This window comes from Psychrobacter sp. 1U2, from assembly GCF_051847575.1.
The window spans coordinates 1-615 of sequence record NZ_JBPYDC010001373.1; the positions used below are offsets into that span (position 1 = coordinate 1).

The window sequence follows — 615 nt, forward strand, 5'->3', positions numbered from 1 at the left end:
TGTGTTAGCAGCGAACTTGCTGTTCGAGATGCTATGTATCTTGCCAGGTGTGCGCTATGACGACAAAGTCAAAGCAGTCTACTAATCGCAGCGTTTATCTCGATTGAACTGTCCTGCAAAGAACAGTTTGGACAAAATAGTCTCTATAACAAGCAGCCTTTATATATAAATAATATAAGGGTTGTTTCAAGATACAGATTTGATAATTTTGATAATTGCCTGAATATTCAGCGAACCTTTTTAGGATGATCGACCCATGACGCAATCAATGCAAGCGCCTTCTTCACTGCCAACAACCTCACCTCTGACATGCGGTGAGCTGTTGGTACAATGGTTAGAGTATTACGGAGTTGAAACCGTATTTGGTATCCCTGGTGTCCATACGGTAGAGCTATATCGTGGTTTGCCCAATACCGATATTCGCCATGTGACCCCGCGTCATGAGCAAGGCGCTGGGTTTATGGCCGACGGCTATTACCGCGCGTCTGGTAAAGTTGGCGTTTGCTTTATTATCACAGGCCCTGGCATGACCAATATCATGACTGCGATGGCACAAGCGTTAGCAGATTCTATCCCGATGTTGGTGATATCTAGTGTCAATAAAGTTGAGGACAC

The 615-nt window shown here is 44.6% G+C and carries 1 protein-coding gene; it reads left to right on the plus strand.

Features of this window, described 5'->3' with window-relative positions:
- Nucleotides 1–256: 256 nt before the first annotated feature.
- A partial coding sequence (locus ACS8FD_RS22165) for a thiamine pyrophosphate-binding protein (RefSeq protein ID WP_439277453.1) occupies nucleotides 257–615 on the plus strand: 359 nt, incomplete at its 3' end.